Consider the following 26,271-nt stretch of genomic DNA (forward strand, 5'->3'; position numbering starts at 1 on the left):
TCCCCCCTTATTCAGCTTATTTTACAGCTGTTTGTTCCTTCCACATCTGTATGCTCTGCTCCATCATCCCTTGTACAACCTGTTCGGCTTTTTCACCGTCTTTTTCCAGAGCCGCTTCCATGAGTTTCCCATAATAGTTCCTCGAGGCATCCCGGTAAACAGATTCTCTAAAGTAATAGGCTGCCATTTTAATATAAAGGTGCTGGAAACTGTTTAATATCAGTAGATAGATTGGGTTCGTGGTCGCAGCAGCCAGACCTCTTTGGAGGTACCAATCATATTCCGCAAAGGCTTGGGGGTCATCTGGTACATTCTCGCTTTCTTTTAAAAGAGAGATGACTTCTAACGGTTTATGTGATACCGCCCCTTTTACATAGGATGGAGAGAGGTCCTTCCGAAGTTCCAGAAGGTGGATGATAAAGTCATTTGTGATCGCGTCTTCTTCGTTCAGAATATGGACGATCGTCATGAGGTTCCCATCCTTCCAATAGTCATTCACCATTGCCCGCTGGTTGTGCCGGATCGTCAGCCACCCATCCCGCTCCAGCCGTTGCAAGACTTCACGGATTACAGGGCGTCCCACTTCAAATTCTGCGGCCAATTCTCGTTCTGACGGAATTTGGGATCCTGGCGGGTAATCACCTTGAAGGACTTTTCGGATAAATTGTTTTTCGACATTATCTGTTGCTCGCATAGGCAGGTGCCTCCTTTTCTGCAAAAATCAAAACTGGTAATACCATATTTATGTTTGGTATTACCAGTTTATACTTATTGGATGCTATTTTCAATAATATTCTGACTTATTCGTACCACTTATGCCACATTTTCTTATTGTTTCCTCTTACAAATGTATCCACGCGGTTTGGTCCCCATGAAACGGCAGCTGGATGGGATTGCACGCCGCCTCTCGGTGCACCAAGGTTGCCCCATTGGCTCCAGCGTTGACCATTCCAATATTTTTGCCACAAGCGGTTGTCGTCCCCTTTTACAAAGACATCAATCCGGTTTGGTGCCCACGAGGCTGCAGCTGGTGCACCTTCAAATCCACCTCTTGGGGTGCCAAGGTCCTCCCAGCGACTCCAGCTTCTTCCGTCCCACCATTTATGCCACATGCGCTCGTTCATGCCGCGCACAAAGCAGTCAATTCTATTTGGTCCCCACGATACCGCACCAGGTGATCCTGTGAGTCCACCGCGTGGAGATCCAAGATTCTCCCATTGACTCCAACTTGCCCCGTCCCACCACTTATGCCACATATTATTGTCCATGCCTTGTACAAAGCAGTCTAAACGGTTGGCAGACCAGGAAGAAACGGATGGCGTACCTTTGAAACCGCCCCGCGGGGACCCAAGATCTTCCCACTGACTCCAGCGTTGGCCATCCCACCACTTATGCCACATACCATCATTGGCACCTCGGGCAAATGTATCAATCCGGTTCGGTCCCCATGATACCGCCGACGGTGAACTTCTCAAACCGCCCCGCGGCGACCCAAGATCATTCCAACGGCTCCACCTTCTGCCATTCCAAAACTTCTGCCACATCCGGTTGTCTTCCCCGCGCACAAACGTATCGAGACGGTTCGGGGACCAGGATGCAACTGCCGGGGCACCCTTCATACCAAGTAAAGGCGACCCAAGATCCTCCCACTCCCGCCAGCTGGCCCTCATTTCATTTTCATCGGTGCGATAATAAGGATATGGACGTGGTCGAGGATAATAGTATGGATAGAAATACGGCGCGGGAGCTTGGTAATATGGATAATAATAAGGATAATATGGCCGTGGTCTCGGTCTCGGATAGACAAAAATCAGCCGCTCATCAGTTGGTGTTTGACGATAAGCATATGGATTCTGCCAATAATTCTGGTTTGAATACATAAAAAAACCTCCCCTAACTAGACTTCTGCCTAATAGCCTATGCAGAAGATGGGCGGGGAGGTGCATGTTCCATGAGATTAATTGGGCGAAACAGGGAGAGGTAGGTAGATAGATAGATACATACCTATACCGGTAGGAGTACGAGCTGGGTTTACTGTCCAAACTCTAGCGTTTACTTTCCGTTAATTAAATTTATGAGCCGTTAAGAGTAAAATATTTTCCGTTAACTAAATTTACGAGCCATTAAGAGTAAAATACTTTCCATTCGACAAATAGCGCCACTCATCGACACGCCCCCCAGAACGAAAAGCAAGCAAAGGACGCCCCCCATCCCTAAAAATGAAGAGCCCTCTTCTAAAAGAGAGCTCACTTTAACACATTAACGCACAGCGGGTCAGACCCTTTTTATCTCATTAACACATTAATGCACAGCCGATCAGACCCCTACTTCCTTCACGATCTCCTCCGTAATAGGATTATCCGCCTCAAGTCCAGTTATTTCGGTGATAGCTTGCTGTAATCCTTTTTCTCGGATTAGCTGTTGGATCGTTTGGGCTTCTTCATCTTCTGGCACATCGTAAGTGATGGCGGCCGCGATCGCCTTTATCAGATTGGCTGGTGGATGACCGAATAGTTCAAGGTATTGTTTTGCCGGTCCAACTAAGCGGTCATTCCCGCCGAGCTTTCTGAGTGGAGCGCGTCCTACCCTTGTGACATCATCCGTGATATAAGGGTTTTCAAATCGGGAAAGGATCTTACCGATATATGCCTCATGCTCCTTTTTATCGAAGCCGTATTTCCCCACAAGGACCATTCCAGTTTCTTTCAAAGCGGATTCCGCTACCTTACGGACTTCCTCATTTGTCAGTGCTTCGTCTATCGTTTTGCAGCCGTTTTGGTATCCCAAATAGGCAACTGTGGCATGACCTGTGTTCACCGTGAACAACTTACGCTCAATATACGGCGCCAAGTCACGGACAAACGTGATTCCTTCAATCGCTGGTGTTTCCCCGACAAGTGCAGACTCATCCAGCACCCATTCATAATACGGTTCCACAGTGACCATCAATTTATCAGCGTTCGTTTGATTGGGAACAATTCTATCGACAGCGGCATCTGGAAACGCGAACAGCTCATCGAATACCACGATTTCTTCTGGTGCCAGTCCTTCGTAAACATGCTGTTTCAACAAGGAACTTCCGCCGATAAGATTTTCACAAGCTATGATGTTTAATGGTTCCTTGTTGGTTTCAAGACGTGTACGCAATCCACTTACAAGTGACTTCGCAATGATTGGGAGGATGGACGGACCAACCGCAGTAGTAATGATATCCGCCTCCGCAATCGCCTTTTCCAACCCGCCACTATCTTTCATACTATTGATGGCCGACACATTACGTACAACCAACTCCTGCTGCGTTTTATCCGCCAGTACCACTCGATACTCTTTTTCTTCATTAATCAAATCCACTATTTCACTGTTTACATCCACAAATGTGGTCTTATAGCCGGCCTCGTAAAGCAAAGCTCCAATAAATCCCCTGCCGATATTGCCGGCACCATAATGCAGTGCCTTCATGTTATTGGACCCCTTCAAATAATTCTAGAATCTCTTCAGCAGAAGTTGCCTTCACAATCTGTTGAACATTTTCTTCCTCGGAGCAGACAATCGCAATTTGCGAAAGAATTTCCAAGTGCTCATCACCTTTTCCTGCTATGCCGATCAATAATTTCACTTCATTGCCTGCACCAAATTCCACTCCTTCTGGAACTTGTAAAATAGCGATCCCGGATTCTTTCACTGCTTTTTTTGCATCCTCAGTACCGTGTGGGATTGCAACAAAGTTACCCATGTAAGTGGATGTCAATTCCTCCCGTTCCAACATTTTTTCAATATAGGCTGCTTCAACATACCCGCGGTCTACCAATAGTTGTCCCGTCTTCTTGATTGCTTCCTCTTTTGTTCCAACAGTCGTGTTCAATAAGATGTTTTCTTTTGCTAAGATTGGTAAAGTCATGATTCAAACACTCCTTAGTTCAGTTAATTTTTCGTTAAAATAGCGATTTAATGTGGCAGCGAGATGATTTCCGATCGCAACCCCGTCCACTGACTCAAACCGTGCAATGCTTCTGTCATCTTCAATGATGGATGCACTAATATGGCTCAGTACTTCTAATACCTCTTTTCCCGCCTCTAGGGGAGCGAGAAGAAGGAGGACCGACTCCACTTCCATTGGCTGCTGATCCATTCCTGTTGTCGGACATGGATGAGCTAGTTTAAAGATCGAAAAGGATGGATGTAAAACAGCATCACTTTTGGCGTGGAACAATGCCAGCTTGGTACCCGGAATCCCAAGTCCTCCAAGCTTTTCTCTCTCCAATAGGTCATGAAGTACCTGTTCCGCTTCGGAGAGTTGCTCCATTTGTTGCAATTTCATGCAAAGCGTCTGCAACGCATCACTAATGGACTCGTGACTTTCTCCCTTTTTAAAAATAAAGCCCTTCAATATGGTGGAGACTGCTTGAGAATAGAGTGAAACCTTTTCCAGATTATCTGCCACCGCTTCTTTTGGAAGCTCTGGATAATGAAAGGCTTCCTCCAGTTCGAGATTTCCCTTAATCTCTATCAATTTGCTTTTATGCTGCTCATAAATATACTGTTTGATTTTGTCTATTTCTTCTTCTGTTAGGATCGGATTGACGATAAAATAGTCTCTATTGAAATCAGGCAAGCGTATCGTCGAGATGACCAAATCATAGTTTGCGTGATCTAACTGATTCAACTCAAATAGAGATACATTCTGACATACTTGGATTTCTGGAATTTCTTTTTGAAGCCTTGTTGCCAACATTTTTGAGGTGCCAATGCCTGTGGAACAAACCACAAGTGCCTGTAGCGGTCTTGCTTGGTGAATGCTCAATAAGACAGATCCAAAGTGCATGACCAGAAAACCGACTTCTTCTTCTGGAATCGAGAGGTCTGGGAATGTCACCTCGACACCTTCTTTTATGATGGAAAATAATTCTGCATATTCCGTTTTGATCCGATCTAAGAGCGGGTTTGTGATTCCCATGTTTTGCTTGATGCGGAATAACGCCGGACCAAGATGGGCCACTAGCCCCTGCAATAAAGAAGGATTATCTGATAGATTTTGGTGAATCCTTTTTTCTACATAACGGATGAGGTGCTTTGCTTTTAACGCATCCTGCATTCCCGCTTCTTCTGCAAAGTATTCCTTGTCCTGCCTTAATTTTGCTCCTCTTAGGTGCATGGTGATGTAGCCAATTTCGGCGTCTGGAATCTCTGTTTGATACACTTTTTCAAGCTTCTCAATGATTTTTTTGGCGATCATGTATTCAGGAGTGCCTTCCAGTTCCGAAAGATAGCTTTGATCAATCGTAATATTCTCCCCGCGCATGATTCGCTCCATCGCCAATGCCAAATGGACAACCAGCCCCATATAAGCGCTATCTGCAATGGAGTATGGCAGCTCTTTGTTCATTTCATCCACTGTCCGCTCTACAATATGCAGATTCTTTTTCTCCACTAGACCGAGCAATCTTTCCGATATGGGATCCGATGACTGCTTACTTTTCTTTTGGATGCTCTCTCTTATAAGGCTCAGCAGTTCATATTCATCCACATTATCAGTGATTACCTTGCTCATCGCCTTACGTTTGGCATTCTCGTCGCCTTCAATCTGGACACCATATCCTCTTTTTCGGATGAGTGATAGATTGCGAAATTGGGCAAGCCGCTCCTCCACTTTATTGAGATCATTGCTCACCGTCGCGATGGTGACATTCAAATCATTAGCGAGTGCAATCAACTTGACCGGTTCGACCGATTCCAATAGTGCACATAAAATGATTGTCTGCCTTTCTTCGGCGGTGAATTGATTATGATCTACATTGAAAAGAAAGAGCTTTAAATGTTCTATATTTTCTTGTTCCCCGATTAGTTGGACACCTACACCTGATTTCTTTATTAACGACAGCTGATACTGAGCCAAGGTTCCCTCGACTTCCTTTAAATCACGGTGGATGGTTCGGGTACTAACATGGATTTCGTTCGCCAGATCACTGACTGTCAATTCTTTCTCCGTTGACAATAGAATCTCCAGGATCTGCCGCTCTCTTGCGGTAATATACATAGCGCTCACTCCAATACCTTGGATGATGACAAAATTTAATTACTATGCTTATAGTTTCATCATAAATCACCTGTTTTATTGATTCAATGAAAGGAAAATAAGGATTCGTCAGGTTCGTTGTTGACAAAAGTTAATAATGGCATCTTCCTAACATTCCTTTGCATGCAAAAAGAAGGAAAGAGTCATTGCTCTATTCCTTCTTCTTTATGATTATTTCAGTTTTTCAATAAGCTCATCATACTTAGGACTGTTTAGGAAGTTCTCAACAGATATATGAGTTGCTTCCGGATGCTTTGCTTTTGCACGATCTGTTAAATCTTTGTGCGTGATGACGATGTCTGCATCCATTGGAATATTACTGATAGAGGAGTTCGTCACATCAATCGACAATCCAGCTTTTTTTACTTTGTTTTTCATGATGGATGCACCCATGGCACTTGAACCCATTCCTGCATCACATGCAAAGATGATTTTGTTTACTTCTTTTTCTTCCACAGGTGCTTCCTCTTCTTTAGCTACAAGAGCACTCGCTCTGCTTTCTTTCCCTTTTAGTGCAGACGTCTTTTCTGTTGCTTTTGCCAAATCATCGTCTGTCGATTTAGAACCTTTTAAGATGACAGAAGCAATCAAGAAGGAAACCACCGTTGCTACAAGGACACCAGCCATGACTGCAAGGAACCCACCTCTTGGCGCCATTGCAGCGATTGCAAAAATACTACCAGGTGATGGTGCGGCAACAAGCCCTCCGTTAAACAATAGAAGCGTGAACACCCCAGCTGCTCCCCCACCGATTGCTGCCAAGATAAGGGCAGGCTTCATCAGGATATACGGGAAGTAGATTTCATGAATTCCACCAAAGAAGTGGATGATTGTTGCACCGGAAGCGGATTGTTTGGCCATTCCTTTTCCAAAAATGACAAATGCCAACAAGATCCCAAGACCCGGTCCAGGGTTAGCTTCCAGAAGGAACAAGATAGACATTCCTTCACGTGCCGCCTGCTCAATTCCAATCGGACCTAAGATTCCATGGTTGATCGCATTATTTAAGAATAATACTTTTGCAGGCTCGATGATGATACTTGCAAGCGGAAGCAGGTTCGCCTGTACTAGCGTTTCTACGCCTGCAGCAAGTGTCTTGTTCAATGTTAAAACAATTGGACCGATCCCTTTAAATCCAATGATCGTAAGGATACCGGCAATAATCCCAGCAGAAAAGTTGTTCACAAGCATTTCAAAGCCTTGTCTTACTTTTCCATCAATCGCTTGGTCAAATTTCTTGATGGCATATCCACCAAGTGGACCCATTACCATCGCACCAAGGAACATCGGAATATCCGCTCCCACGATAACCCCCATGGTTGCTGTTGCCCCGACAACCCCACCTCGGAGGTCATAAACAAGGCGCCCCCCAGTAAATCCAATCAAGATTGGCAATAGAAATGTAATCATTGGACCGACAAGTGTCGCTAGTTCCTCATTTGGCCACCAGCCAGTAGGTATAAATAATGCCGTGATAAGTCCCCATGCGATGAATGCCCCAATGTTTGGCATGATCATTCCACTAAGATGACTACCAAAACGCTGTATTTTCACTTTGAAATTAGAAGATGATTTTGTCTCAGAGCTCATTTTTCTGCCCCCTTATCATATAATTCTTGCTTACCCTTATGATAAAGCGGTTTCACCCAACAATCCATTGTTACTAAAGACCCATTTGGCACATGTATTGTTGACATAATTAAAATAAGCAAAAATAAAGAGGGGTCTGACCCCTCTTTAACGCATTAACGTAGAGCGGGTCAGACCCCTTTTACCTCATTAACACATTAACGCACAGCGGGTCAGACCCCTTAAATTAAATTCAATTCATCACCCATTTATCCTTCAAAAACATAATTCTCGCGATGATAAAGGCGATAATGATGCAGAGCAGGTTGCTTCCGATCATGATGGCGAGGTGTTGGTAGTTGATGATCCCGAAGCTTAGTTCTTTTAGTACGGTGAAGATGTTCATGATCGGAATGGCAAAGTGTTCGAATGATAACTCGTTGATACCAATACCAGAGATAATCATGATCGGGAATACGGCAACCATCATGATTGGTGTACTATAGCTTTGTGATTCCTTGACGGTCTTGCCCATGATGCTTGTGATCATTTGCAATGTCGCAATGAACATGGCATACACAACAGAGACAAGGATGGCAAATCCAACAACCAGGTAGACGTTCTCACCGAATGAGATGGCATTTTTCATATTCTCTGTCAAAAAGTTAATCTCCAATGCCACCACAATCAACGTGACAATTCCAGTCAGAGCGCCAATAGTGGAAATGGTCAGCCACTTGGCAAACAACAAAGTCATGCGGTTGACTGGTGTCATCAGCAACGCTTCCATCGTTTTCTTCTCTTTTTCCCCTGCAAATAAATCAGACGCAGCTGGTCCAGCTCCAATTCCGATCGCCAATGCCAGGATCAACGGAACGAGCATCGCTACCATGTTAATTCCGGCTGTTTCTTCTGTCAGTTCCTTTTGCTCAATCACAAATGGCTGAACCAGTTCCTGAGGCGTTCCTTGGGCTTCCAAACGATCGGCAATGACCATTTTTTCATAGGCACCCAGGGCATTTGTCACCTGCCCCATCAGTATGGAAGAATTTTGACTAAAAGAGTTTCCTACAAGGGTCACACTTGCTGCTTCCCCGTTTTCCACTTTCCCCAAAAATCCACTTTCCATGATCAATGCAGCCTGCGCTTCTCCTTCTTCCAACACAGCTTCCGGATCTGCGACTTTCACAAACTCAATATTTTCCACTCCTGCAAACAACACCTCTTCCTGTGTCCCAAATGATTCATTTACTGCTAGGGTGAAAGTCTCCCCTTCCCCATCGGACAGCATACTTTCATAGAACAATACAAGCCCTGTCATCATCACGATTGGCAATAACACCGTTAAAAGCAGGGTCCGTTTGTCACGGAACGAATCCTTCATCTCTTTAAAATAAATTTTACGAAGCATAGTGCTCATTCCCCCTTACAAGTTTGCTCATGAAAATGTAATTAAGATCTCTAGAACCTTCTGATTTATATAATTCTTCCAATGAACCATGATGGACAAGCTCCCCTTTATGCATCATCGCGACGGAATCACACAGCATGCTGACTTCTTCCATAATGTGACTGGAGAAGATGATCGTTTTCCCATCCCGCTTCAGCTGATGGACCAATTGGCGGAAAACGTTCGATGAAGTAATGTCCAAACCAGTTGTCGGCTCATCGAATAGGATGATGTCCGGGTTGTGAATCAGCGTGCGGGCGATCGCCACTTTTTGACGCATCCCTTTGGAAAATCCTCCGACCTTACGATTCAAGTAATCTCTCATACCAAACATTTTTGCTAACTCTTCAATTCTCACCTTTGTCTCATGCTTGCTCAAGCCGTAGAGGGCAGCAAAATATTCTAAGTTCTCGCGAGCAGTCAGGCGATCATACAAACCGGTTTCTCCGCCGAAGAGCACCCCGATTTTTCTTTTGATGGCATCTGGGTTCTTCACCGTATCGAACCCCGCAACTTGTATAGCACCATCTGTTGGGGTTAAAAGCGTGGCAATCGAGCGTAACAGCGTCGTCTTTCCTGCTCCGTTTTCCCCAAGCAGGCCAACCACCTGCCCCTTATTTACCGTAAATGTCACATGCTTAAGTGCTGTTACAAATACCTTTTTATCCTGGAACTTCTTTGTCACTTGATTGATTTCAATCATGTTTCTTTCACCTCGTCTGTTTGATTTCTTGAATTTATCATACAAACATTTTTCAAGTGAATCTGTAGTTATGTCGCGAATATTCCGTTTGATGTCGCGAAAATGACTATTCCATCCTTTTTAATGGTAAAATAAAGGCAAATACCCTTGAAATGGGATTCATTAATCAACAAGGTGAGGCGAAAACAATGAGGGTTGGTCTTGTAGATGACAGATACATAGATTTGGATAAATTAAATGGCATCGTGGCAGGCCTACCGAATGTGGAGATTGTCTTCTCCACCCAATCTGCCGAGGAAGCTTATGAACATATAAAAAAGGAAGAGGTCGACCTGCTTATTGCAGACATTGAAATGCCGAACCTCTCTGGTTACGAGCTCGCTGACATCATCCACTCGCATGCATTGGATATCGCCGTCATCTTCGTAACCGGAACAAGCGGCTATGCCGTCCATGCCTTTGAGCTGAATGTGCACGACTACATCATGAAGCCATATCCAAAGGACAGGCTTGTGAAAAGCATTGAAAGATTGCTTGAGAAGAACAAATCTGCCGAAATTGCCGGCCGTCTTTACCTTAAGCAAAAGAACGACATCCATATTGTCCAGAAGAAGGATATCGTTTTTATTGAACGATCCGGTCGCTCCACCACCATCTATACAAAAAGCGGCCCGATTAAAACCTATCAAACACTGAACGAGCTGGAAGGGGAACTGCGCGAGCGAGACTTCCTTCGTTCCCACCGCTCCTTCATCATCAACATACACCATGTGAAAAACTTCTCCCTCTATGCGAAGAACTCTTATATCGTCACGTTTGAAGGCATGGAAGAACAGGCGATGATCACAAAGGACAAGGTGGACTTTCTGCAAGAGAACTACTTTTAAAAGGATTGATTAGCGTTGAACACTTCCTCCATATACTGGCGGGCGCTCGGGGCGCTCCTTTTTTTACATTTGCATGCAACCATCGGTGAATGGGTGCCGTTCTATGGAAGCCTATTGGTCGCAGGTGCCCTTACCTTTTATTTTTATAGGAAAATAATAGTGGAAATCGATAGTTTAGGCTGGAAGATCAACAGTGTGCTGGCAGTTGTGCAAGTGTTGCTGGTCTTGGTCACGCTAAGTTGGTCGCATGAGATTTGGCTTTCCATGGTGATCATGGGCGTATTTATCGCCATTGAATATGCACGCCTGGGGATAGGACGCCAACTTACCAAACTAAAAAGGAACCTTGCCCAGCATGAAGAGCAACGCGAGCACATCAATGAAACGTTCCGCATCGTCCGGAGTGAACGGCATGATTTCCTTAAGCATGTGTCAGCTGTCCACTTCATGCTGGAGGGCGGTAAGCCGGAAGAAGCGAAACGCTACTTGGACGATTTGGTGGAAAACTATGAGGAGACAAACCACTCCATCAAGGGGGAGCGCGGGGTGGTCGCGGGGGTGCTTCATCAGATGTATCGCCGAGGCAAAGCTTCCGGTATCAGTGTCGTGTATGATCTGGATTTGCCGCTTTCTACATTGCCAATTGGCGACCAGAAGATGGTCGGGCTGCTTGGAAACCTGTTAGGCAACGCATTGGAAGCATGTGAAGAATGGCAACAAGAGCATACTGGTCAGGCCTTAGTCACGTTGCAATTCTACAAACGCAGCGGACTTTATATGCTGATCTGCAAAAATAACTCGTTGCCTATACCTGCGGAAGTACTAGATGAGCTGTTCCATTCCTATGGACATACCACAAAGGGTGGTAAACACGAGGGCTTGGGGACAAAAATGATGTTGGATATCGTCAAGGAGCATCAGGGCTTCCTGGATTTTGTCCATAAGGACGAGGAGTTTACCTTGAAGATCAAGGTGCCGGCGATAAGGTAGGCATCCACAAAAAAGGGATACTCAAACAAATGTTAAGTGGTTCCGTTAAGGAAGAGAAAACCTTACTTCACACCCAAGTTAGCAGAAATAGTAGTGTAAATATAATTGTCTTTAATAGTGAAAAAACCAGAACCTAGTGGGTCTGGTTTTTTTCATGTTTATATTATCTTCTTATTCCGTTAAAACTCCTAAATCGTAGAAGATCACTTTGTTATGGGGTGCGGTAGAGATCATCAACATAATTATACCTTCCGATAACATCGAATGTTTTCTCATCCTCATTAAATTCAAGTACAATCACTTCCCCTCTCATACCAGAGGTAATATTTGTATCCACAATCGCTATTTTATTCTCTCCTAGTTGTACAACTGTTTCACCATTATATACCTCTAATGAAGAAGGAAAATGCATTGGATTTGAATGAAAGGATGGAACTGGCTTGAACGCAATAATTATTAAGCTAATAAGGATTCCTATCAAAATAATTTTATTTGTTTTGTCAGACATAAAAATCCTCCACAAATTTGAATTTATTTCTAATTACTTTCCAACCAATGAAAGAGTGTTCAGCTATTAAATAATCGCTCCTAGATTGTTGAAAAAACTCTTATAAAGTATCAGTCACTCTTTAGACTTTCCGTCTAATGACCAATTACCTCCTACTACTCCAGCAGAAGGCTTTATTCCGTAAGGAGTCGAATAACCACCTACAATCTGACCTTCTACTACATAAACATAAGTAGAAACTTTCCCTTTCGATTTTACACCATCGCAACATTCCCAATTATCTAGCGGATGATTATTGACGATGAATTTCTCCACTTCAACGATTTTATTATAATAAGGCTCAGGATTGTTTCCAGGCAAACTCCAATGAATATGATATGGGATACTATCCACTTTATACTTTGTGATTTTGTAACTTTCTAATTGCCCTTCGTAAGTAAGTACATTGTACCCCTGTAGTTCCAGGTATTCTTTTGCAAAAGCAGCAGTTTCTGATAACTCCTTCTCCTGACAACCAACTAGGACTAAAAATAGTGCAATAAGCATTAAATTTATTTTTATAGTATTCAATTAGTGCCCCCCATTAATAAAGATGGCGAAACGATCCTGCCCGTTACTAGAAGAAGAAAAAAGCGACGCCGTTTATTGAAGAATCGCATCCGGTAGCTTAATAAGAATTTCTTTAATTGCTCATTCTAAGAGAAACTTGGAATGGAGGATTTTTATGAAAAAAAGCCTTTTAATATTGATTGCCTGCTTAACCCTTTTCTGTTATTCACCCGTTAAAGCTGAAACTGTAACTAAAAATGATGTACAGTTGCGTGATGACTTGATTTTCATTATGCTTTATCCCTCAATTCAACAGGAATTGAAGAAGCAATATGGCGAAATTAAACAAAATATGTGTGGTAAAATAACACAAATTAAGCAGCAGCCAATAGGCAGTTACTTATTTAATGTCACCGTGCAGGTAACTACATTTGAAGGTGCTCACAGTCCCCCACATGATTTAGTAACGATTACTTTTAGTAATGAAAAAACCATAGAGTGGCAGGCTATTGATTTCAAAAGAAGAAGGTTAAAGCCTAACGAAATAACTAAATGTAGGCATCCTTTGTAAAAAGGGTGCTTTTTTTCTTCGGACCTTCTTCAATTTCTTTTCCATTCTATCAAGTTATTTTTTCGCTTCTTATAAGAACGTAATAATGAAACCGATAAAGTGATAATTAAAACTATAAATGCAAGTGAAAATAATTGAATGAGTACAAGATTGATACTGCTCAACATATTTCCCCCTTAATAAAAAATTTCACTCAACAACCGGTCCCTCCAATAAAATATCCATTATTTACAATAATAGCATAAATTTCCTTCTGTGAGGGTTCTAATGGTAGTTACTGAGTGAAACAGGATATATATTATGAAGTCTTTTAGTATCCTAAATTAGGAACATGCTTTTTCGCTTTACATAATTATTGTACGCTTGCTGTTTAGGATGCTATTTTTTCGTACTAATTCAGTGAAAAACGAGTATCAACATTGATGTAACAATAATAAAAGCAGGTCAAATTCAAAGGTGAATTAGCCTGCTATTTTTGATGCTATTTGTTATTTCCCCTCCCAAAACGGAACCCTCTGTTCTGGTATGCTTTCTATTACGAACTCATATCCCTTCCTCCACTGCCTCTTGCAACATTTCCACCACAAGGCCGCGAAGGGTTTTCTTAAAAACGGTCTGGTCCTCGGCCGGGGTGAGTGGTACGAGGCTGATGCTTCTGCCGTCAAGTTCATCTACTTCCATCCCGCCATGCTTTTCGGGATAAAGGACGAGTACTTGATGAACAGGTCGATACTTCTGCCAACGTTTCTTTCCGTAAATATAAGGGGACCTTACATTATCGGCATAGCTTGTCAACTGGCGCATGGAGTCTGTGAGGGCATACTTTTTACGATATTTCATATCAAGCATGATGGTGCCCACGAAGATATCCCGTAAGAAGAGATCTATCCTCACATCCGGGTTGTTATTCGTTCCGGTCGTGTAGATTGGCACCCCGAACTTTTCCGTTGCTTCTGGATTGCCCGGAATCGTCCCGTCATAGGTTATATGCACGCGCGTTTCACCAAAGGAAAACATAATCATGTTATCCTTTGCAACTGGCTGAACAGAGATGCCATCATCATGGACGTCACGCCTACTGTTCGGCCAAGTCCCCCGGACAAGCCTGTCGCCAACCCACTCACCGCGACCATTTATTCCCCAATCATGAACTAGTCTATCCCCAAGCCTCATGGGGCGAGCCGTACTGACCACTCCACCGTCATCATCCGGACCTGGCCTCCTAGTAAACTTGGAAAACTCACGGTACTGCTGGAACTCTTCCACCACTCCAACCACCTGCAGCCACCCCCAGATCTCATACAGCTGATCTGTCCGCTTCCACTGATGGCCGAGCCCTGTATGTACAGGCAGCTCATCTCCGTATAGGGCCTGGTCAATCTGATAGAGCTTGCGGTATCGCACATCCACAAACATCACTTCTGGAACCAATTGGGCTTTCCTATAGGAAACTTCCTGATACCAATGACTTGATTTCACTTGGCTCAGAGCACCATTCATACGCATCGCCTTACCGCGATATTCTTTCAACTCTTCCACCAATCGCCTTTTGCGCTCTAATGGGAGGGAGATAGTGAACGAGTAATCCTTATTGCTTTTTAAGGTCAAGCCTTTAATGGTTCTGTCCATCGTTTCCACGAATTCATGTAAAAGGCGTATCCATTTTTCCAATATTGCCTTCAGCATGCGGTTTTCCGGTAGGTCATAATCCATCCGTTTTTGTACGGATTTAACTAGATTCGAGGTATCTGGGCGTTTGAGTCGGTGCTGGATGGACACAACATCCACATGGGCAGACTTTTCAGCCGATTGCATATGATATTCCTTTTTAACAGACGACCTTACTTTCTGGGCGAGGTCGGACACGATGGCGTAAATATCGGCAAAATAATGTTGTAAAACTTGAAACTGGCGGAAAAGTACCGGATTGACCCGCAAAGCTTCCAAGCTTTTGGGACTGTGCTGTTTGCGGATGACATCAAGTGCCACCCCCTTCAACTTTGACTCTACCTCAGATCGCATCGTTTTCAATTGGTCCTCGAACAGCCGATTGGAAATGACCTTCACCAGTGTGTAAAAGGTCCTTCCATCAGACGTTTCGACCCGCAAGCTATAGAGCCCCGGTATATATGGATAATAATTATCTGAAGTCGAGTGCCTGTAAAGCGTCACATGTCCATTGCAGCCAAGATAATTCTCTTCATTTTCATGGTCTACAAGCAACCGTCCATCAGCCAGTCCATCAAATCCATCCATATAACATCTGGCATCCTCATCTTCACAACGGAACCTTAGCTCGAGATTGACGTTCTCCCTAAGCACCGTATAGGTATGCATTGTCTCATCCCAGTCGGATAGATGCTCCACAAAGCTTGAGACCTCCGTTTCCTCCCGTGTTCCATTCTGAAAAATATGCGTGAACACAACCGAGAAAGGCTGTGTGCTACATGGAGTATCCATTATATTTCAGCTCTTTCGCTTTTTGTTTTACCACATTACGGCTCTCTTTGAATCCTGACACTTGGGCGTAACGGTCAAACAGTCTGTTCAATTGACCGCCTTCCACCTGATCTTTTTCCCGATTATAGCGCCCAAGCAGATCGCGAAGCTGGTCCTCAGAGCCTCTCACTTTTGTTAGAATGCGCTGGACCACTTGCAGGTCAAAGGCATCTTCTCGTAATATCAAATTTTGCACCGGCAGATTGCCCAAGTATTGATCTATCTGCTTCACGATTCGAGGCCCTACTCCCACTTGCCTGTTTACCTCTTGCATGAACTGATGGATTTCCCATAATAGCGCTAGCTCATCGTCATGAAGGTTCAACCCACGGTTTTTATACCGGAACGATTCAAATGTATCAAAATCGATTTCATCCGCTCGTGCCACCATTCCTTTTTTCTTTTCGGGAAGCTGCTTCATCTTGGTGAACGGCATCACATCAAGTGTCAACACATTGGCCCTGTCCAACACTTTATCGGAAAAATGATAGGTCGACTCATCCATATTAACCGTCCCGACAAACAAGACATTCTCGCGGATGACGATGGTTGGCGGATACTGTGCGGAGTTGTACAGCCTGCTCTCTAAATCGTCATTATACAATCTCAACACCCGTTTTCCATGATCCATCTCCAAGATCGATAAGAACTGGGAAAAATAATGCTCCACCCGCGCCAAATTCATTTCATCAAAACAAATGATATACAGTCTATCCTTATCATCCTCTGCTTTACGGAGTGCATTGATCAGACCAGAATCCCCAGGACGGTACACCATATTCAATGTATCCGCGTACCCAATCAGATCCGAATCCGACGTCCAAGACGGACTCACTGGGATGACTGTGAGCTGCTCCCCTTTTAACCCAAGCGATTGGCTGTAAAGCTCCACTAGCTTCGTTTTTCCTGTCCCGCTCATGCCTGATAAAATTACAAGTGATGACGACTTCATGGAAGTGTGGAAATTGATCAGGTTCTCTTTTCGATAAATAAGGCCGGCATCCTGGGTGTGGCTGTACAAAAGCTCCAGGAACTCCTGCTCTTTGTCGTTCACTTCCGGTACGAGGGAAAATCCTGATAGATCCATTCCTGACGGCTTTTCCAAAACCGACACCGCCACCTCGTGCTTGCTTTCTTGTTGAGGAGTACTGGTACTGCCGGTTTCTCCATTACGACCAGCTTCTTCTGCAGGTTTTTGACTTTCCTTAAGTCCGATTGGCACCGTGACCGGCACTTCCCCCTCTAATATTTCCATTAATTTTTGATAGCTCCCAAGTGGCATAAATGCGACATTCGGACTTTCATCCGTCAGATAGCACTCATCCAGCCACTCCTCTTCAAGTGCGATTCGCTTCAGTTCATCACGAAGTTCCAGATTAAAGCCGCCATGGGCATACTGGTGATTTTCGAACATCCCAAATAAAAAGAAACGTTCTTCCTCTTCTGTTTCCTCTCTCCACAGGACGATTGGCGGCGTGTCGTTTTCTTCGTGGGAAACCTCCTCTATCCGGCCGACAAATTTCTTCCCAGCCAGTCGCGACATGAACTCCTCCTGACTCAACCCATTTACCTGTTCACTGAAAATGGGAACCGGGATCAGCTTCAGGTCCTTTTCATAGCTCGGAAGCTTTGGCAACACGCGCACCTGAAACATGTTGTATACCTCTTCATGGTTATAGCGAATTCGTTTTTCCACCTTAAAAATCAACAGGCGGTCTGCAAGCCATTCGCGCAGTTTTTCTTTCCGGATAAATTCCGGCTGCTGGTAATCATCTTCAAATCCCCATTTTTCCAAATCCGAGTAAAATCCGGTCACAGCCTTTACATTCGGAAAACTATCGGCAGGCTGTGAAATGATGCGTACAAAAAATTGAAGACTATCCTGTTTGTTTATCAATATGGAGTCCCGGTAAATCAGCTCGCTCTGGTCCACATCTGCCAGCACTCCAACTAAATCGTTCTCCCAAACTTTGTTCATCTATGTCTCAACCTTTCTCGATATAACGTTTCATTGTAGGAAAATCAGTAAATTCCTTGACGCTTTTTTGGGTCTTACGCTTGATCTTACGTCTCATTTGTGGCGGGACGAGGTAGGTCATCATCCATATTTCATCGCATTTTTCCAGGAGGTCCGACTCCAGCGCTTCTGGAATATCTTTCAGTTCCAGTATCTGAATGGTATGTTTTGCTGAATTTTCTGTTAATTTGTTTTTGGGATCTCCTACGAGCAAGACTTGTTTTTTATCTGTTAAACCTGATTGCTCTGGTGGTTTTTCGTCCAATTTGGCTACTGCCACTTCCTGCTGGTTCTTGAGCAGCATGGCATTGAGATGCGAATTCTCTGCCTTTAGCTTGGCTATTTCTGCTTTAAGGCGTCTATTTTCTTCATACGTCTCTCGGTTCTGCTCCACCGTTTCCCTATGGTGGGACCTTGCCACACCGAGCTCTTGTTGCAACTTCTGCTTATCACCCAGCATCAATTGCTTCTCTTCCTTCAATTGCTGCTTCAGCTGAGAATACTGCTTTTCCCACTCATTGATTTTGGCTCGAAGATCTTTGTTCTTCTCTTCGGATTTGCTCCATTTCTTTTCCCAATCGGAAGCCTGTACCTTTACTTTCTTATCTTCAGGCTTTTCTTCTACCCTTTTATTCCCTCTAGGGATCAAACTGCTTAAGTCATCTACCTTATATTTTTTTAGCAACGCTTTCTCTAATTCACCGGCAAGCTTCTCAAGCTCTTCGTCCTCGCTTGCATACAGTCCCCCAAGGATAAGATGCAGCTCTTTTCCCTCTTCATAAAGCTCCATCAAGCTTGAAAGTGTCATTTCCTCCTCTTGATCCGTTTCGTCCGCCTCTTCATCTGTTATGGTGTAATAGGCCTTGATCATCTTCAGGTTTCTGGGCTTCAATGCCTCTGCAATGACCAACGCCCTCGCCTGCTTGATGTTTTCCTGATTGATGTAGCGGAACCCTTTCACCTGGATGGACCAAAGCTCCACCAATTCCACCAGCTTCATATCCGGAATCGTACTGAATACCTTTTTCCATGTTTCCCTGCTCAATGTAATGACCCCCTCTTATTTGTTGTTCTTCTCACATTTTCTCTGGTACTCTATTAGGTAAGTATACTTTTCATTCTACAGGAACAAACCCTTTTTTGTAAGGTTATGAAAATTTAAACATAGAACTATATTCCTAGAGAGGAGTAAGCCTATGAGTCTTTCTCAAAAAATAAAGGAAATCCCCCACACACCAGGGGTCTATCTGATGAAAGACTCCGCCGGCCAAGTCATTTACGTCGGGAAATCCAAGCAGCTTCGAAAGCGCGTACAATCATATTTCAGAAGCTCGTCCACACACACATCCAAAGTCCGAAAGCTTGTCAAACATATACGGGATGTGGAGATTATGGAGACCGATACCGAATTTGAAGCCTTTATGCTAGAATGGCAGCTCATCCAAAAGATCCGCCCTCAATACAACCGCCAAATGAAAACACCGGAAGCTTTCCTTTACCTGACTGTCCGTAAAATCGGCAAACTCTACCGCATCCGCATGTCCACTCAACCCTTAAGGGGGGACGATGGCTGGAGCTTTGGACCATATACCAATAAAAAAACGGTCAGCCGAGCCATCCGGGGACTAAAGGATGTCTACCGCCTGCAATGTTCAAACCCTGCAATCAATGGCTCCCCATGCCTGAACTATTCCCTAGGTTTATGCCGCGGCATATGCCTGGGCGGCAAGGCAGTCGGAGAATATAACGAAATAGTGGAACAGTTGGCTTCCTTGCTTAATGGGGAGGATTCGAGCCTCCTTGAAGATATGCAAGGTCAAATGACAGAACTTGCAGAAGAACTCGCTTTTGAACGTGCCGCCCAATATCGCAATTACATCCAATCCTTACAATCTTTATTGCAAAAAGAGGAAGTGATGGATTTCACCGAAGGCAACCATGTCATGGTGGTTGCCGAACAACTGCAAGAAGAAAAAGTGAAATTGTTCTTAATCAGGAGGACAGATGTACTGTTTAGTGAGGTGTTTGAAGTTGGCAGTTCTGAATCGGAAGATATGCTTGCAAAGATAAAATCACAGGTATGGAGCTGGTTGAATGGAGTCGTTTCAGAAGCCGGAGCACAAGTTCAGCAAGTTAGCCGCTATGAAATTGATAAAGCGCAGATCATCTATAGTTATCTGCGGAGCGGCAAGTGCCGGTATGCGATGATATCTAGTAATGAATTGGATGGCTTGGAAAGAATGCTAGAGAGATTAATAGAGTAGCTTTTCTATATTTATATGAAGCTGGGACAACATTTGTGAACCGCTTTAATTTGGACTACTCTATCATTCGCCAAATCAAAAAGCAAACTCATACACTAAAAACCGTTCATTTATGTTCTTCTCATATTCATCCAAATGAACCTCCAATTTGAGACGGAACATCGAATGATTCTCCAGGTAAAAGACATATTCCGGGGCAGGATAATAGAGCATGATTTCCACGTTGCGGTATGAACGCTCCACAGATAGAAGAATATTGTTCACGACTGTCCTGAATATATCGATGGTGAACGGATTGAAGAAATAGAAACGGTTGGCAGTGGGAGGCACTTCATACTCCTCTGCCAAGGTTTGGGCGAATTCGATATTCTGTAGGTGTTTCCCTTTATATGCCTTTATGTTTTGGAGGCAATCCTTGTAGAAAGCTTCATTCATCTCGATTCCCGTCACCCTAGCCCCGAAGCGATGGGCCAGATAGAAATTCAGCCGCCCTTTCCCGCAACCATAGTCCACCACATGATCCCGAGGCTTGATTTCATAGTTTTCAAAAAGCCGCTCAAGTGCCTCATAGGGGGTCGGCTCATAGCGGTGGTAGGTCAAAGAGCGATGAATCCCCATCTGGATGTCGGAGGTTTTGATGTTAAGTTGGTGGTCGTAGTTGGATGGTGTGTTTGACATGGCTAGGCCCCTTTTACTTAGGCTCTTTTCTCAAAGATTGTTGCTACTTACTTGTAAAAAGTCGGCAATTGGACTTTTCACTGCTTTCATACTCTATAAGGTGCAAGTAGCTTTTTAAGTACGGCAGGAAAAGAGCACGACAGCAAGCAATATTACGGCTGATTTAGGAATTAATAATAGCAACAAAGCTTACGAAAACAGTCTTTTACTTACACTCAATCTAGCAGAGCTCAGCTTCCAAGTAAAGAAGCATGCAAAAGCCGAAACTGCTCTGCATGCTTCAAGATCTTCACACACGGTCACCATTGTGCTTCTTAAACGATGTTCTCCTCTATGTCTTACCGAAATCCTACATCAAAGCTTATCTCTTCTACCTGTTCCTCATCTGTTTCCGAACTAGCTTTAAAATGGATGGTTGCTTTTGTTTTATCTTCCATAACTCTTACATATACAGGTACCTCTACTGTTTCCCCCGCTTCTACCTCTATCAGGTTATTTACCAGCGCTATTTCCAAATCATTGTCAGTGTTCGCTTCGAGTCGGAATATATCTGTAGCTTCTCCCTCATTCGTAAGTTTTACATAATGGGTCGCTATACTAGATTTCTTGGGAGTCAGCCATTCTCCTTTTTCCAACGATAACCCTCTTTTATATGGTCCTGAGCCTTTTAAGTTACGAACAGCTACTCGATAGGAGAGGACACCATCTTCGGCGGTTTTCTTCTCTAAAATGTAAAAATGGAGATGGTTATGCGGGTCGACATATTCATTCACTACCCCCTCTGCAGTCCCGGCTTTGAAAAGAGCATCCGCTAGCTGCTGGTAGTCACCTGGGGAAATCTTAACTTCTTCTCCACTTGCTCTTACATAGTCCACTTCATCAATATCTTCCGGGTGGGCATCAATGACCCATATATTGGGCCAATATTCTTCCTGTTTCGTTTTGGCTAAAAGTACACCTGCATCCATCTGAAAGGAATCAAACCCTATCCTATCGACTACTTCCACTGTGTAATGATTGTACCATGCCGGTCCGCTTTGCATGTCAGCCCGGTGGTCATCCTTCAGGTGATTAAGTGGTGTCATATCCATCATTCCTATTTTCAACCCGTAGATTCCTTCTCTGTTGTATTGGGGACCTGTAGGAACAGAACGAGTAAGTACATCAACAATGACAGGGCCACTTTCTATTAGATCTTTACTATAAATCGAGACGTATTGATCTTCCTCTAGAAAACCTTGTTTTATTTTGTTCCTTAACATGTGGTGTGAAGGGGAGGAGGACCCAAGTGTAGCAGGAATGTGCCATCTGGCCTGTTGTCCTCCAGGTCCATTGAAAGTCCCTCTGCTCATCAATTCCCATGGCCCAGAATAACTTCTTGAAACCTGTTCTTCATATGGATTATTGTAGTTATCTGCCAAATCCATGATATGGGCAAATTCATGGGCGAAAGTAGCCAGCCCACTCGCTTCCGCTTGTATAGATATTTTCTGATGCGTATATGCTTTATCCCAGATGCTAGCTGCCGCTCGATAAGAAGTCCAGGGGACGTATCTTGAAATGGCCCAATATGGTACATCTTCAAGCTCAGCAGGTGGCCCCAACTCGTCCGGAATGTCTTCAGGATCGGCAAATCTCTTTTGCCCAAACTCCTCCCAAATTCCTGATTCACTATAACCAGCATAGACAATAAAGGTAAAATCAAATTCTTCACCTGACTTATCCAAATCAGACCTTGCTGCGGCCATAGCATCATCCATAAGCTCTCTTGGTTGATACCCTTCAGGCATTGCTTCTAATTGGTCGAATTCATTAAACCCGTACTGAAATTCATTATAGTCCAGCCTGTACACGCCAAAAGCTTCTAAATCAACAGACCATTTTCCAAACGAGTTCTCTCTCCAGTACTCATTTAATGTTCTATAATTATTCAGCTCCTGCGGTTTATTCAAAAAATCAACCCACCACTCTGGCAAGTCTTCTCTTTTTATGCCACCTACGCCTACAGGATTCCCAGCAAAATCCGATGCTTCCTGTTGGGTCAAAATGAATTCTCTGTCAGGAAAATCAACAAGAATCAAAGCTCCCTTCAATTCTCGTTCCGGTTTTACCTCATCCATCTCGTTCCAATTGACATTGGGAATGGCACGGTAGTCCTCCCAAGTCATGTCCTTTGGAAGAACCCAAGAGCTTTGGTCTGGATATGGAAAATCAGACAGTACTTCCGAATTCACTTTACTGGAAAAATCCATACTGAAATAAATGATTGAACCTACTAAAATGAATAAAACAATGAAAAAACTACCCTTTTTAAACATCTTATCCCCCTGATATAGTTTTTTCTAATAATACCAATTTTTCACAAAAGTAGTAAAGGTTTTTCGGAATTATCTGCCATTTTATTGTATCCCCCAAGTCCTCTTTAAACAAAAAAATCCGCCCCCACCATCAAAGGTGGAAGCAGATTTTCTCTCAACTATTTAATTATTCCCTACCAACTTCGGCTTTACCTCTCGCTTAGCGGTTCCCGTGAGCTCACCCATTGGCTCAGGCTCCACTTCTGCCACAGGATCTTCCGCTTGCGTAGCCCTCTTGATAAAGAAAGCCAATATTAGCGCAACCAGAGCAATGAACGTGGAAACGAAAAAGGCAAAGTTGATTCCTTCTAGCATCCCTTGCATCATTACTTGTTGCTGCACACCCGCAACGGCCTCAGTGGATGGGTTCGCACCCAAAGCAGCCATCGCATCTCCTGAAAGTTTGCGACCAACGCTTTCCGCCCGTGTAGACATCAATGTTACAAGCAATGCTGTTCCAATCGCACCGGATACCTGTTGCAAGGTGTTATTCATCGCGGTACCGTGCGGATAGAATCTCGTTGGTAATTGATTTAAGCCGTTTGTGGAAACAGGCATGAACACCATGGACATCCCGAACATCCGGACTGTATATAAGATCAGCAATTGGGTGTAGGTGGTTTCAAATGTTAATTGGCTGAAAAAGTACGTGGTGACAACCGTAATCGTCAAACCTGTAATCGCGAGAGCGCGACCCCCGTACTTATCAAACAACTTTCCTGTGATCGGCGACATCAACGCCATCACAATCGCCCCTGGCAACATCAACAGTCCTGCATCCAATGGTGAAATTCCACGGATGGTCTGCACGTAAATCGGCAACAAAATCATCCCAGAGAACATCGCCATCGTAATGACCATGGAAATCGCAGATGATAAAGCGAACATCGGATAGCGATAGATCCGGAAGTTTAACATCGGCTTTTCTTTTCCAAGCTGTCGGAAAATGAACCATACTAACGACAACGTACCAACTGCAATCGTCCCGTAAACGAGCGGACTGTCCCATCCTTTGGAACCGGCAGAACTGAATCCATACAATAATCCACCGAAACCGACACTCGATAAGACAACCGAAACTTGGTCCAATCGGATATCCTGCTTTTCTTTTCTATCCTTTAATAGGAATACACCTAAAAGCAAGACGGCAATCGCAATTGGAGAGACGAAATGGAAAAGCATTCTCCAATCATAATGTTCAATCAACCAACCGGAAAGCGTCGGCCCGATTGCAGGTGCCCCCATCATGATTAGTCCGAACACTCCCATGGCTGTCCCGCGCTTTTCAATCGGGAAACTGACGAGCATCACATTCATCAATAAAGGCATTAATATTGCCGACCCGGATGCCTGCATCATTCTTCCTGCCAAAAGAACACCAAATACCGGTGCAAAACCGGCCATCACCGTTCCTACTGCAAAGAGACCCATTGCCACGATAAACAATTTCCGCACCGAATACTTTTGGATGAGGAAGGCCGTGGTAGGGATCAAAACACCGTTGACCAACATGAAGCCGGTTGTCAGCCACTGTACCGTCGAAGGACCTACTTGAAGCTCTGTCATGATCGATGGCAAGGCAATATTCAATAATGTATTATTTAAAAAAGCAATAAAGGCGCCGATCATCAAAATGGCCAAAATACCATATGGCGGACGTTTTATCGTTGTGTTTGGTGCTGCTTGTTGCATTCTTTCTCCTCCATTTATACTAACAGTACATTTTTTATACTACTATTACATCTATATCGATTTTATACCATGAGTCCAAAATTATCAATCATGAAAACTTTGTCAATTTGCTATTTGTGTAAAGGTTATCTTTCGTGTAGTATTATTTTTGTACCAATAGTCCAATTTAGTCAGGTGATAAAATGAAGGATCGAAAAAAGCATGTTCTCACATGTGCACATAAACTTTTCATAGAAAAGGGATTCCAGGCATCTTCCATTCAAGACATCTTAGATGAGAGCGGGATTGCCAAGGGCACCTTTTACAATTATTTTTCTTCCAAAAACGAACTATTGATTTCTTTGTTTAAAACTTTATATCAAGAAATGGAAAAGGAACGGAACGATCTTCTGATTGGTCAGGATCCGTCCGATATAAATATTTTTATCAAGCAGTTTGAATTACAAATGGAGACAAATCGGGCAAACAAATTGATTTCGTTATTCGAGGAAGTCATTTTCATCAATGATTCGGAACTAAAAGATTTCATCCAAAAAAGTCAGTTGAGGATGCTGAGATGGGTGCATCAGCGGTTCTTGGAGATATTCGGAGAGGAAAAGCGAGAATATCTTTGGGATTGTGCCATCATGTACCTCGGAATCCTGAATCATGGCATCAGGTACTACACGATGACCCACGACAAGAAACTCGATATCCACAGGGTTGTCCAGTATAGCGTCAATCGCTTGGTGAACATTGTGGAGGAAGTATCGGAGTCGGGTGAGGTGTTGGTTGAAGCAGAATCGATGGCACGCTGGGTACCGCAGAACGGAGAGAGGGAATTGCCCCTGCCACATGCTATTGCCCATGCAGTCAGCGATTTGAAAAAGAAACTTTCCGGTGAACCTGATTATGAGCGGCTAGCAGAGCTCTTGGACTTTATTCAAGAGGAGATTAGCGGGAAAAACAGCAGTTTACCGCGCCGCTTTTTGGTGGAGAGTGCGATGGAAAGCCTTGATGGACACAATGAATTTGTCTCTAAAGGTGGAGCGGATTGGAGAAGTCTTCAAGAACTTGTGGAGAGGTATATGAGATCGGACAGTAGGTAACTTGGAGTACAGAGTGCTACGAAGATTATTAGATTATAGATTAGAATGACTGAACACAGGCGCGAGTGCAAATTTCCACTCACGCTTGTCTTCTTTTTGGACATGAAGACATTTTCAACTAAGTTTCTCGGAGGAAATTGTCTTCATTCACCTCATGATTACATTTCCAGTCACTTTTTCTTTATGAAATTGTCTTCATCCACCTCTTCATGACAATCTCAAACACTTTTTCTACACGAGATTGTCTTTATCCACCTCTTCATGACAATCTCAAACATTTTTTCTGCACGAGATTGTCTTTATCCACCTCTTCATGACAATCTCAAACATTTTTTCTGCACGAGATTGTCTTTATCCACCTCTTCATGACAATCTC

21 protein-coding genes are annotated in these 26,271 nt (G+C 43.8%); 5 read left to right on the top strand and 16 right to left on the bottom strand.

Annotated features, from left to right (window positions below):
• Positions 1-16: 16 nt before the first annotated feature.
• The 8 genes from EKQ44_RS19690 to EKQ44_RS19725 form a co-directional block, all read right to left on the bottom strand.
• Positions 17-694, bottom strand: a complete 678-nt coding sequence (locus EKQ44_RS19690; RefSeq protein ID WP_237665259.1) for a GntR family transcriptional regulator — start codon at positions 692-694, stop codon at positions 17-19.
• A gap of 106 nt (positions 695-800) precedes the next feature.
• Positions 801-1,880 (bottom strand): PLL family lectin, encoded by a 1,080-nt coding sequence (locus EKQ44_RS19695; protein WP_237665260.1) that lies wholly within the window; start codon positions 1,878-1,880, stop codon positions 801-803.
• 436 nt (positions 1,881-2,316) lie between these two features.
• Positions 2,317-3,459: a mannitol-1-phosphate 5-dehydrogenase gene (locus EKQ44_RS19700; RefSeq protein ID WP_237665261.1), complete on the bottom strand. Its 1,143-nt coding sequence runs from the start codon at positions 3,457-3,459 to the stop codon at positions 2,317-2,319.
• Between the two features lies 1 nt (position 3,460).
• Complete coding sequence (locus tag EKQ44_RS19705; RefSeq protein WP_237665262.1) at positions 3,461-3,898, bottom strand: PTS sugar transporter subunit IIA; 438 nt, start codon at positions 3,896-3,898, stop codon at positions 3,461-3,463.
• Positions 3,899-3,901: 3 nt separating this feature from the next.
• Positions 3,902-6,034 (bottom strand): BglG family transcription antiterminator, encoded by a 2,133-nt coding sequence (locus EKQ44_RS19710; RefSeq protein WP_237665263.1) that lies wholly within the window; start codon positions 6,032-6,034, stop codon positions 3,902-3,904.
• A 210-nt stretch (positions 6,035-6,244) separates the two neighbouring features.
• Entirely contained in the window at positions 6,245-7,663 is a 1,419-nt protein-coding gene (locus tag EKQ44_RS19715) for a PTS mannitol transporter subunit IICB (RefSeq protein ID WP_237665264.1), read from the bottom strand.
• Between the two features lie 232 nt (positions 7,664-7,895).
• Positions 7,896-9,053 (bottom strand): ABC transporter permease, encoded by a 1,158-nt coding sequence (locus EKQ44_RS19720; RefSeq protein WP_237665265.1) that lies wholly within the window; start codon positions 9,051-9,053, stop codon positions 7,896-7,898.
• Entirely contained in the window at positions 9,043-9,795 is a 753-nt protein-coding gene (locus tag EKQ44_RS19725) for an ABC transporter ATP-binding protein (RefSeq protein WP_237665266.1), read from the bottom strand. The genes EKQ44_RS19720 and EKQ44_RS19725 overlap by 11 nt, the downstream gene beginning before the upstream one ends.
• 188 nt (positions 9,796-9,983) lie before the next feature.
• Here EKQ44_RS19725 and EKQ44_RS19730 point away from each other — a divergent pair, with 188 nt between their 5' ends.
• Complete coding sequence (locus tag EKQ44_RS19730) at positions 9,984-10,682, top strand: LytR/AlgR family response regulator transcription factor (RefSeq protein ID WP_237665267.1); 699 nt, start codon at positions 9,984-9,986, stop codon at positions 10,680-10,682.
• A 15-nt stretch (positions 10,683-10,697) separates the two neighbouring features.
• The gene (locus EKQ44_RS19735; protein ID WP_237665268.1) at positions 10,698-11,672 is read left to right on the top strand and encodes a sensor histidine kinase; all 975 of its coding nucleotides are present in this window, start codon (positions 10,698-10,700) and stop codon (positions 11,670-11,672) included.
• Between the two features lie 211 nt (positions 11,673-11,883).
• On the opposite strand, the gene EKQ44_RS19740 is transcribed toward EKQ44_RS19735, so the two are convergent.
• Together EKQ44_RS19740 and EKQ44_RS19745 are read right to left on the bottom strand one after the other, a co-directional pair.
• The gene (locus tag EKQ44_RS19740) at positions 11,884-12,180 is read right to left on the bottom strand and encodes a hypothetical protein (RefSeq protein WP_237665269.1); all 297 of its coding nucleotides are present in this window, start codon (positions 12,178-12,180) and stop codon (positions 11,884-11,886) included.
• A gap of 114 nt (positions 12,181-12,294) precedes the next feature.
• Positions 12,295-12,750 carry a hypothetical protein gene (locus EKQ44_RS19745; RefSeq protein WP_237665270.1) on the bottom strand — a complete coding sequence of 152 codons (456 nt, stop codon included), beginning with the start codon at positions 12,748-12,750 and terminating at the stop codon, positions 12,295-12,297.
• A 154-nt stretch (positions 12,751-12,904) separates the two neighbouring features.
• Between EKQ44_RS19745 and EKQ44_RS19750 the strand changes: the two genes are divergently transcribed.
• Positions 12,905-13,300, top strand: coding sequence for a DUF3888 domain-containing protein (locus tag EKQ44_RS19750; RefSeq protein ID WP_237665271.1), 396 nt, complete (start codon positions 12,905-12,907; stop codon positions 13,298-13,300).
• 543 nt (positions 13,301-13,843) lie between these two features.
• On the opposite strand, the gene EKQ44_RS19755 is transcribed toward EKQ44_RS19750, so the two are convergent.
• The 3 genes from EKQ44_RS19755 to EKQ44_RS19765 are packed head-to-tail and all read right to left on the bottom strand — an operon-like array spanning position 13,844 to position 18,861.
• The gene (locus EKQ44_RS19755) at positions 13,844-15,760 is read right to left on the bottom strand and encodes a DUF2357 domain-containing protein (RefSeq protein ID WP_237665272.1); all 1,917 of its coding nucleotides are present in this window, start codon (positions 15,758-15,760) and stop codon (positions 13,844-13,846) included.
• Positions 15,744-17,777, bottom strand: a complete 2,034-nt coding sequence (locus EKQ44_RS19760) for an McrB family protein (RefSeq protein WP_237665273.1) — start codon at positions 17,775-17,777, stop codon at positions 15,744-15,746. Before EKQ44_RS19760 ends, EKQ44_RS19755 begins: the two co-directional genes overlap by 17 nt.
• A gap of 7 nt (positions 17,778-17,784) precedes the next feature.
• The gene (locus EKQ44_RS19765) at positions 17,785-18,861 is read right to left on the bottom strand and encodes a hypothetical protein (protein WP_237665274.1); all 1,077 of its coding nucleotides are present in this window, start codon (positions 18,859-18,861) and stop codon (positions 17,785-17,787) included.
• 151 nt (positions 18,862-19,012) lie between these two features.
• On the opposite strand from EKQ44_RS19765, the gene EKQ44_RS19770 reads away from it, so the two are divergent.
• Entirely contained in the window at positions 19,013-20,080 is a 1,068-nt protein-coding gene (locus EKQ44_RS19770; protein ID WP_237665275.1) for a GIY-YIG nuclease family protein, read from the top strand.
• 75 nt (positions 20,081-20,155) lie between these two features.
• Here EKQ44_RS19770 and EKQ44_RS19775 read toward each other — a convergent pair whose 3' ends face one another.
• From EKQ44_RS19775 to EKQ44_RS19785, 3 genes are all read right to left on the bottom strand, one after another.
• A complete protein-coding gene (locus EKQ44_RS19775) occupies positions 20,156-20,758 on the bottom strand; it encodes an SAM-dependent methyltransferase (RefSeq protein ID WP_237665276.1) in 603 nt (200 codons plus the stop codon).
• A gap of 338 nt (positions 20,759-21,096) precedes the next feature.
• Positions 21,097-23,076, bottom strand: coding sequence for an immune inhibitor A domain-containing protein (locus EKQ44_RS19780; protein WP_237665277.1), 1,980 nt, complete (start codon positions 23,074-23,076; stop codon positions 21,097-21,099).
• Between the two features lie 162 nt (positions 23,077-23,238).
• Positions 23,239-24,807 carry a DHA2 family efflux MFS transporter permease subunit gene (locus EKQ44_RS19785; RefSeq protein ID WP_237665278.1) on the bottom strand — a complete coding sequence of 523 codons (1,569 nt, stop codon included), beginning with the start codon at positions 24,805-24,807 and terminating at the stop codon, positions 23,239-23,241.
• Between the two features lie 182 nt (positions 24,808-24,989).
• On the opposite strand from EKQ44_RS19785, the gene EKQ44_RS19790 reads away from it, so the two are divergent.
• Positions 24,990-25,895: a TetR/AcrR family transcriptional regulator gene (locus EKQ44_RS19790; protein WP_237665279.1), complete on the top strand. Its 906-nt coding sequence runs from the start codon at positions 24,990-24,992 to the stop codon at positions 25,893-25,895.
• Positions 25,896-26,271: the final 376 nt, after the last annotated feature.

The sequence above is a fragment of the Sutcliffiella horikoshii genome, assembly GCF_021991925.1.
Classification (GTDB): domain Bacteria; phylum Bacillota; class Bacilli; order Bacillales; family Bacillaceae_I; genus Sutcliffiella_A; species Sutcliffiella_A horikoshii_F.